The organism is Streptomyces sp. 13-12-16, from assembly GCF_002114215.1.
Lineage (GTDB): Bacteria > Actinomycetota > Actinomycetes > Streptomycetales > Streptomycetaceae > Streptomyces.
The window spans coordinates 1-8,850 of sequence record NZ_NCTE01000476.1; the positions used below are offsets into that span (position 1 = coordinate 1).

The 8,850-nt window shown below is 72.6% G+C and carries 7 protein-coding genes; 3 read left to right on the top strand and 4 right to left on the bottom strand.

Translation table 11 applies throughout. The features are described 5' to 3' along the window. Positions 1–236: DJ-1/PfpI family protein (locus tag B7767_RS19055; protein ID WP_179167199.1), on the bottom strand; the 236-nt coding region annotated here is incomplete at its 3' end. Positions 237–412: 176 nt separating this feature from the next. Here B7767_RS19055 and B7767_RS48115 point away from each other — a divergent pair. Together B7767_RS48115 and B7767_RS19060 are read left to right on the top strand one after the other, a co-directional pair. Then, positions 413–544 (top strand): LPFR motif small protein, encoded by a 132-nt coding sequence (locus B7767_RS48115; RefSeq protein ID WP_256923486.1) that lies wholly within the window; start codon positions 413–415, stop codon positions 542–544. 105 nt (positions 545–649) lie between these two features. Beyond that, complete coding sequence (locus B7767_RS19060; protein ID WP_085573236.1) at positions 650–3,004, top strand: Tex family protein; 2,355 nt, start codon at positions 650–652, stop codon at positions 3,002–3,004. Positions 3,005–3,236: 232 nt separating this feature from the next. Here the strand turns inward: B7767_RS19060 and B7767_RS19065 are convergent, their stop codons facing one another. Both B7767_RS19065 and B7767_RS19070 read right to left on the bottom strand, forming a co-directional pair. Continuing rightward, entirely contained in the window at positions 3,237–4,877 is a 1,641-nt protein-coding gene (locus tag B7767_RS19065) for an ABC-F family ATP-binding cassette domain-containing protein (RefSeq protein WP_085573237.1), read from the bottom strand. A gap of 48 nt (positions 4,878–4,925) precedes the next feature. Then, a complete protein-coding gene (locus B7767_RS19070; RefSeq protein WP_085573238.1) occupies positions 4,926–5,948 on the bottom strand; it encodes an oxidoreductase in 1,023 nt (340 codons plus the stop codon). 66 nt (positions 5,949–6,014) lie between these two features. Here B7767_RS19070 and B7767_RS19075 point away from each other — a divergent pair, with 66 nt between their 5' ends. Next, positions 6,015–6,968 carry an FAD-dependent oxidoreductase gene (locus tag B7767_RS19075; protein WP_085573239.1) on the top strand — a complete coding sequence of 318 codons (954 nt, stop codon included), beginning with the start codon at positions 6,015–6,017 and terminating at the stop codon, positions 6,966–6,968. Between the two features lie 219 nt (positions 6,969–7,187). On the opposite strand, the gene B7767_RS19080 is transcribed toward B7767_RS19075, so the two are convergent. Beyond that, the coding region (locus B7767_RS19080) for a BCCT family transporter (protein WP_373408226.1) at positions 7,188–8,850 on the bottom strand (1,663 nt) is incomplete at its 5' end.

Below are 8,850 nucleotides of genomic sequence, written 5' to 3' on the forward strand. Positions count from 1 at the left end.
CCCCGGCCGCCGGGCACGAGCAGCGTGTGCGGCTCCGGCGCGTCGGCCAGCGCCCCGTCCGGCACGACGGTCAGCCCGCTGGTCGTGCGTACGGGAGCGCCGTCCAGTGAGGCGGTGCTCAGCCGGTACGTCCCCGGGGTGTGCTGCTCGGCGCCCGCGAAGACCTCCACGGGACCGGTGACATCGAGGCTCTGCACGCCGTCGAAGAGGACGACGAGAACGGTTCGCTGCGCCATGCCGTCGATTCTTGACGGCGCCCGGCATGGCCGCAACGACGTGCTCCCCACCTTTCCTGCCATGCCCGGACCGGGACGGCACGCATCCGGACCGGGACGGCATGCATGTTGAAGCGTTGACGAGGTACACGCAGTCAGACCCGGCCGACGGGGCCGGGAGACGGAAGGAGAGACACATGCTGCGTGCCATAGCGGACGTCCTGCGCCAGATCGGCGGGGCCGTCGCCACCGTGGTGACCCTGCCGTTCCGGGCGCTCGCCAGGCTGTTCGGCGGGGCCTCGTCCACCGCCCGGGGCCGTCGCGCCTGACGCCGCTCGTGCGGTTCCCGGGCGGGTCGCCGCCCTGATCCCCGTTTGTCGGCGCCACCTGCCACAATTGCCGCGCAACCTCAGTGGAGAAGGCGGTACGGGAACGTGACGACACCCCTGACAGGGTCCATCGAAGGCAGGATCGCCGAGGAGCTCGGCGTACGGGAGCGGCAGGTCAAGGCCGCGGTGGAGCTGCTCGACGGCGGTTCGACCGTGCCCTTCATCGCCCGCTACCGCAAGGAAGCGACCGAGATGCTCGACGACGCGCAGCTGCGCACGCTCGAGGAGCGGCTGCGCTATCTGCGGGAGCTGGAGGAGCGTCGGACGGCGATCCTGGAGTCGGTGCGCGAGCAGGGCAAGCTCACCGACGAGCTCGAGGCGCGGATCCGGGGCGCGGAGACCAAGGCGCGCCTGGAGGACGTCTACCTGCCGTACAAGCCCAAGCGGCGCACCAAGGCGCAGATCGCGCGTGAGGCGGGGCTCGAGCCGCTGGCGGAGGGGCTGCTCGGTGATCCGGGCGTCGATCCCCTCGCCGCGGCCGCCGCGTTCGTGGACGCCGGCAAGGGTGTCGCCGATCCGGGGGCCGCCCTGGACGGTGCACGGGCGATCCTCACCGAGCGGTTCTCCGAGGACGCCGACCTGATCGGCGAGTTGCGCGAGCGCATGTGGGTGCGCGGGCGGCTGGCCGCGAAGGTGCGCGACGGCAAGGAGGAGGCGGGCGCGAAGTTCTCCGACTACTTCGACTTCGCCGAGCCGTTCACCGACCTGCCCTCGCACCGGATCCTGGCGATGCTGCGCGGCGAGAAGGAGGAGGTCCTCGACCTCGTCCTGGAGCCCGAGGAGCCGGTGGACGGCCCGTCGTCGTACGAGGGGATCATCGCCGGCCGGTTCGGGATCTCCCAGCAGGGGCGTCCGGCCGACAAGTGGCTGGGCGACACGGTCCGCTGGGCCTGGCGTACGCGCATCCTGGTGCACCTCGGCATCGATCTGCGGCTGCGGCTGCGGACGGCGGCCGAGGACGAGGCGGTGCGGGTCTTCGCGGCCAATCTGCGCGACCTGCTGCTCGCCGCCCCGGCCGGTACGCGCGCGACGCTCGGCCTCGACCCCGGTTTCCGTACGGGCGTGAAGGTCGCCGTGGTGGACGCGACCGGCAAGGTCGTCGCCACGGACGTCATCCATCCGCATGTTCCGGCCAACCGGTGGGACGAGGCGATCGCGAAGCTGGCGCGGCTGGCGAAGGAGCACGCGGTCGAGCTGATCGCGATCGGCAACGGCACGGCGTCCCGCGAGACCGACAAGCTCGCCGGTGAACTCATCACCAGACACCCCGAGTTGAAGCTGACCAAGGTGATGGTGTCCGAGGCGGGCGCCTCCGTGTACTCGGCCTCCGCCTTCGCCTCCCAGGAACTGCCCGACATGGACGTGTCGCTGCGCGGCGCGGTGTCGATCGCGCGCCGGCTCCAGGACCCGCTGGCCGAACTGGTGAAGATCGATCCGAAGTCGATCGGCGTCGGCCAGTACCAGCACGACCTGTCCGAGGTGAAGCTGTCGCGTTCGCTGGACGCGGTGGTGGAGGACTGTGTGAACGGCGTGGGTGTGGACGTCAACACCGCGTCGGCGCCGCTGCTCGCGCGGGTCTCCGGCATCACGTCCGGGCTCGCCGAGAACATCGTGGCGCACCGGGACGGCAACGGCCCGTTCCGGTCACGCGGTGAGCTGAAGAAGGTGGCGCGGCTCGGCCCGAAGGCGTACGAGCAGTGTGCGGGCTTCCTGCGGATCCGCGGCGGCGACGATCCGCTGGACGCGTCCAGTGTGCACCCGGAGGCGTATCCGGTGGTGCGGCGGATGGTGAAGTCCTCCGGGGCGGAGGTCGCCGCGCTGATCGGGAACACGGCGGTGCTGCGGTCGCTGCGGCCGGAGGACTTCGTGGACGAGAAGTTCGGCCTGCCGACCGTGGGCGACATCCTGAAGGAGCTGGAGAAGCCGGGGCGGGACCCCCGGCCGGCGTTCAGGACGGCCGCCTTCAAGGAGGGGGTGGAGAAGATCTCCGATCTGGCCTCCGGGATGGTGCTGGAAGGGGTCGTCACGAACGTGGCCGCGTTCGGGGCGTTCGTGGACGTCGGTGTGCACCAGGACGGGCTGGTGCACGTGTCGGCCATGTCGAAGACGTTCGTGAAGGATCCCCGGGACGTGGTGAAGCCGGGGGACATCGTCAAGGTGAAGGTGCTGGACGTCGACATTCCGCGGAAGCGGATCTCGCTGACGTTGCGGCTGGACGACGAGGCCGCGCCTCAGGGGGAGCAGCGGGGACAGCGCGGGGAGCGGCAGGGGGGTCGGCCGCCGAAGCAGCGGCAGCAGCAGGGGCGGTCCGGTTCCGGAGGGAAGGGGCGGTCCGCGAGTGCGCCTGCTCCGGCCAACGGGGCGATGGCCGACGCGTTGCGGCGGGCCGGGCTGGCGTAGGCGCGGCCCCGTCGGGGTCCTTCGGGGGTGGGTGCGCGGGCCGTGCTTGCCGGGTGCCTCCCCCGGAGGGGGCACCCCCAGCGCCCACCCTCGGCTGCGTTCGGGCGGGGGACCCCCATCGCCACGGGGGGTACCTCCCCGGCCCTTGAGAGGCACTGGGGGAGGCACGATCGCCCGCGGAGGGGCGGGGTGACCACCCGCTGAGGGGGCAGGCAGGGGCGACTGCCCGCGGCTACCGTTCCACGACCTTCCCGTCCGTGACCTCCAGGCGCCTTGTCACCTTCACCGCGTCGAGCATGCGGCGGTCGTGGGTGATCAGGAGGAGGGTGCCCTGGTAGGTGTTCAGGGCTGATTCGAGTTGTTCGATGGCCGGCAGGTCCAGGTGGTTGGTCGGCTCGTCGAGGACCAGGAGGTTGACGCCCCTGCCCTGGAGGAGGGCCAGGGCGGCCCTCGTGCGTTCGCCCGGGGAGAGGGTGGCCGCGGGGCGCACGACGTGGTCCGCCTTGAGGCCGAACTTGGCCAGGAGCGTGCGGATGTCGGCCGGGTCCAGGTCGGGGACCGCCGGGCGGAACGCGTCGAGCAGGGTCTCCGGGCCGTGGAACAGCGCGCGGGCCTGGTCGACCTCGCCGAGGAGTACGCCCGAGCCCAGGGCGGCGTGCCCGGCGTCGAGCGGGACGCGGCCCAGGAGGGCGCCGAGCAGCGTGGACTTGCCTGCGCCGTTCGCGCCCGTCACCGCCACCCGGTCCGCCCAGTCGATCTGCAGGGAGACCGGGCCGAGCGTGAAGTCGCCGCGTCGGACCTCGGCGTCCCGGAGGGTGGCGACGACCGCGCCCGAGCGGGGGGCCGACGCGATCTCCATGCGCAGCTCCCACTCCTTGCGCGGCTCCTCGACCACCTCCAGGCGTTCGATCATGCGCTGCGTCTGACGCGCCTTCGCGGCCTGCTTCTCGCTGGCCTCGCTGCGGAACTTGCGGCCGATCTTGTCGTTGTCGTTGCCGGCCTTGCGGCGCGCGTTCTTCACGCCCTTGTCCATCCAGGCGCGCTGCGTCTGCGCCCGGTCCTGGAGCGCGGCCTTCTTGTCGGCGTACTCCTCGTACTCGTCGCGGGCGTGCCGGCGGGCCACGTCCCGCTCCTCCAGATAGGCCTCGTAGCCACCGCCGTAGAGGTTGACCCGCCGCTGGGCGAGGTCGAGTTCGAGGACCTTGGTGACCGTGCGGGTGAGGAACTCGCGGTCGTGGCTGACGACGACCGTGCCGGCGCGCAGGCCGGTCACGAAGCGTTCGAGGCGTTCCAGGCCGTCCAGGTCGAGGTCGTTGGTCGGCTCGTCGAGGAGGAAGACGTCGTAACGGGAGAGGAGGAGGGAGGCGAGCTGGGCGCGGGCCGCCTGGCCTCCGGACAGCGAGGTCATCGGCTGGTCCAGGCCGACGGCCAGGCCGAGGGAGTCGGCGACCTCCTCGGCGCGCTCGTCGAGGTCGGCGCCGCCCAGGGACAGCCAGCGCTCCAGGCTCGTGGCGTACGCGTCGTCCGCGCCCGGCGCGCCGTCGACCAGGGCCCCGGTCGCCTCGTCCATGGTCCGCTGGGCCTCGGCGACACCGGTACGGCGGGCCAGGAACGCCCGTACGCTCTCGCCGGGCCGGCGCTCCGGTTCCTGCGGGAGGTGCCCGACGGTCGCGGTGGGCGGGGAGAGGCGCAGCTCGCCCTGTTCCGGTGCGGTGAGGCCGGCGAGCAGGCGCAGCAGCGTGGACTTGCCCGCGCCGTTGGCACCGACCAGACCGATCACGTCGCCGGGCGCGACGACGAGGTCGAGGCCGGTGAACAGGGAGCGGTCGCCGTGCCCGGCGGCGAGGTTCTTGGCGACGAGGGTGGCAGTCATCAGACCGCCGATCCTAATGGCCGCGTGCGGCCGGCCGCGCCCCGGTTCTCACCGCGCCACCTCCGTCACCAGTACCGTCCCGCCGGTGCGCGCGACCAGGTACGCCTCGCCCTTCACCGCCCTGCCGTCCAGCGGGACGCGGTGGCGGCCGGGTTCGAGCACGCCGTCGAAGAGGTCCCGGATGTGGGTGCGGGAGAGGCGGTCGATCCGGTACGCGGTGAGCCTGACCCGGCAGGACGAGGTGACCTCCAGCTCCGCGGCGTCGCCGGCGGCGGTGAGTTCCGTCAGGCGGCGCCGGTCCCGCGGCCCGCGTTCCAGGGCCTGTTCGGTCTGGGCGACGAGGAGCGGGACGACGGGGGCGAAGCCGTCGACGCAGGGCACGTCGACGCCGGCGCCGGCGAAGGCGCGGCGGACAGCGTCGCGTTCGCCGGCGCTCACCGACCGGCCGAAGACCACGGCGCCGTAGCCGCGCAGTTCGTCGGCGGGGACGCCGTCGGCGTCGTGGGCGATGTCGGCGCCGACGCCGATGGTGCGCAGGGCCGCGGCGAGCCTGGCGAGCAGGGCGACGCGGGCACCGATCAGCAGGACCCGGCGGCGGGCGCCCGGGACGTCGCCGTCGAGGAGGGAGGCGAGGGCCGTACGGTATTCGGTGCCCCGGAAGCGGAACGGGCCCAGGCCGTGGTACCCGTTGAGCTCCAGGTCGGCGTGCTCACCGGTCTGCCAGGCGAAGTCGCGCCAGATGAAGTCCTCGCCGTCCCGTTCGATGACCGCGGTCACCGCGCCGCAGGCGAGGTCCTCGCACTCGGGGCAGCCGTAGACGATGTACCGGCCGGCGGGCAGCGGGGCCTCGGTCTCCAGCAGCAGGCCCTGGACCTGGGCGGTGAAGAGGGAGGGCGGGACGTCGGAGGCGAGCGGGGAGACGGCGTCCAGGTCGGAGAGGCGGAAGAGCAGCGGGCGTCCGTCGACGACGAAGTCGACGAAGTCCCGGTGGACTTGGTAGTCACCGTCGGCGAGGAGTCCACCGGCTCTCGTCGCCGGTGCCAGGCCGAAGGTCGCGTACTCGGCGGACATGCCGTGAGTATTCCCACCGCGGGACGGACCTGAGCACGGCATGACATATTCCGCTACGGTCCCCCGATGGGAACCGAACTGGACCGCGATGTCCTGGTGATCGGCGGCGGGGTCGTCGGGCTGACGACGGCCGTGGTGCTCGCCGAGCGTGGCGCACGGGTACGGCTGTGGACGCGCGACCCGGTCGGGCGGACCACCTCGGCGGTCGCGGGCGCGCTGTGGTGGCCGTACCGGATCGAGCCGGTGGCGTCGGCGCACGCGTGGGCGCTGCGTTCGCTGGAGGTGTACGAGGAGCTGGCGGCGCGGCCGGAGGCCACGGGCGTACGGATGGTCGAAGGGGTACTGGGCGAGACGGGGCTCGACGAGGTCGGCGCGTGGGCCGCCGCGCGGCTGCCGGGGCTGCGCGTGGCGACGGCCGATGAGTATCCCGTCGGGTCGGGGGTGTGGGCGCGGCTGCCCCTCATCGACATGCCGGTTCATCTGCCGTGGCTGCGGGAGCGGTTCCTGGCGGCGGGGGGTGCGGTGGAGACGCGTACGGTGACGGATCCGGCGGAGGCCGGTGCGGCGGTGGTGGTCAACTGCACGGGGCTGGGGGCGCGGGAGCTGGTGCCGGACCGCTCGGTGCGGCCGGTGCGGGGGCAGCTGGTGGTCGTGGAGAATCCGGGGGTCCGCACGTGGACGGTGTCCACGGGGGCGGACGGTTCGATGGCGTACCTCTTCCCGCAGCCGGGGCGGCTGGTGCTGGGGGGCACGGCGGAGGAGGACGCGTGGTCCCTGGAGCCGGATCCGGGGGTGGCCGAGGCGATCGTGCGGCGGTGCGCGGTGCTGTGTCCGGCTGTCGCGGGGGCGCGTGTCCTGGAGCATCGGGTGGGGTTGCGGCCGGCTCGGGACGCGGTGCGGCTGGAACGCGTGTCCCTGCCGGACGGACGGGCCCTGGTGCACAACTACGGTCACGGGGGTGCGGGGGTCACGGTGGCGTGGGGCTGCGCGGAGGAGGCGGCGGCGCTTGCCGCCCGCTGAACCTGGCCGCGACCGGCGTTCGCAGGGTGCCTCCCCCACCGCCCACCCGTGCCGCCCTGCGGTACGACTGCCCGCGGACGGCACGGCGCGTGGCGCCGCGCGGTGCACGCGGTGGGCACGGCGCAGGAGACGCGGCTGACCGTGCTGGGGATGGCGCATGGCACCGCGCGGTGCCCGTGCCGCACCGGGGGCACGGGGCCACGCGGCCCGTCATGGGTGTCAGTGCTTGCCGATGGGGTCGCCCTCCACGTCCGGGCCCCGGCCCGGGCCCACCCGGATCTCGAATTCGCCGTCGTACTTCCTGTGGCCCTCGATGACCGCGAGTTCCACCGCTTCCGATCCCATCTCGCCCCGCACGATGAGCGGGTCGCGGCGCAGGTCGCGCATGAGTGCCACGCACATGAAGATCATCACGATGACGAACGGGGCCGCCGCGAGGATCGTGAGGTTCTGCAGGCCGGTCAGCGCGTCGCCCTGGCCGCTGCCGACCAGCAGCATGATCGCCGCCACCGCGCCGGTGACCACGCCCCAGAAGACCACCGCCCAGCGGCTGGGTTCGAGCGCTCCCTTCTGCGAGAGGGTGCCCATCACGATGGAGGCCGCGTCGGCCCCCGAGACGAAGAAGATGCCGACGAGGATCATCACCAGCAGGCTGGTGACGGTGGCGAGGGGGTACTCCTGCAGCACGGCGAAGAGCCGGCCCTCGGGGGTCGTCTCGTCGCCGAGCCGGTTCTGCTCCTGGAGCCTCATCGCCGAGCCGCCGAAGATCGCGAACCAGATCAGGCTGACCGTGCTGGGGACCAGGATGACTCCGCCGATGAACTGGCGGATGGTCCGGCCCCGGCTGATGCGGGCGATGAACATGCCGACGAAGGGCGTCCAGGAGATCCACCAGGCCCAGTAGAAGACGGTCCAGCTGCCCAGCCAGTCGGCGACGCCCTCGCCTCCGCTGATCTCGGTGCGGCCGGCCAGCTCGGGCAGGTCGCCGAGGTAGGCGAAGATCGAGGTCGGCAGCAGGTCCAGGATGAGGATGGTCGGGCCCGCGACGAACACGAACACGGCGAGGATCAGGGCCAGCACCATGTTGGTGTTGGACAGCCACTGGATGCCCTTCTCCACACCGGAGACCGCGGAGGCCACGAACGCCACGGTCAGCACCGCGATGATGCCGACCAGCAGCCCCGTGCTGACCTTGTCCATCCAGTCGAGCTTCTCCACACCGGAGCCGATCTGCAGCGCGCCGAGGCCGAGCGAGGCCGCGGAGCCGAAGACCGTCGCGATGATGGCGAGCACGTCGATGACCCGGCCGCCGACGCCGCCCGCGTTCCGCTCCCCGATGAGCGGGGTGAACACGGCGCTGATGGTCTGACGGCGGCGCCTGCGGAAGGTGCTGTAGGCGATGGCGAGGCCGACCACCGCGTAGATCGCCCACGGGTGGAGCGTCCAGTGGAAGAGGGTGGTCGCCATGGCCGTCTCCATGCGATCGCCCGAGTCTGCCGGGCTGGTGCCCGGTGGGGGCGTCGTGTAGTGCGCCAGCGGTTCGCTCACGCCCCAGAACATCAGGCCGATGCCCATGCCGGCGCTGAACATCATGGCGATCCACGACACCGTGCGGAACTCCGGCTCCTCGCCCTCGGCGCCGAGGTGGATCCGGCCGTAGCGGCTGGCCGCCAGCCAGAGGGCGAAGACGACGAAACCGGAGGCGGCCAGCATGAACGCCCAGCCGCCGTTGTGCATCAGCCCGCCGAGCATGGTGGTGGAGGCGTCCTCGAGCGAGTCCGTCCCGACGGCGCCCCACAGCACGAACGCGAGGGTGAGCACGGCCGTGACACCGAACACCACCCGGTCGGTCCGCGGACGCTCCCGGCCCGGCAGGGCCGCC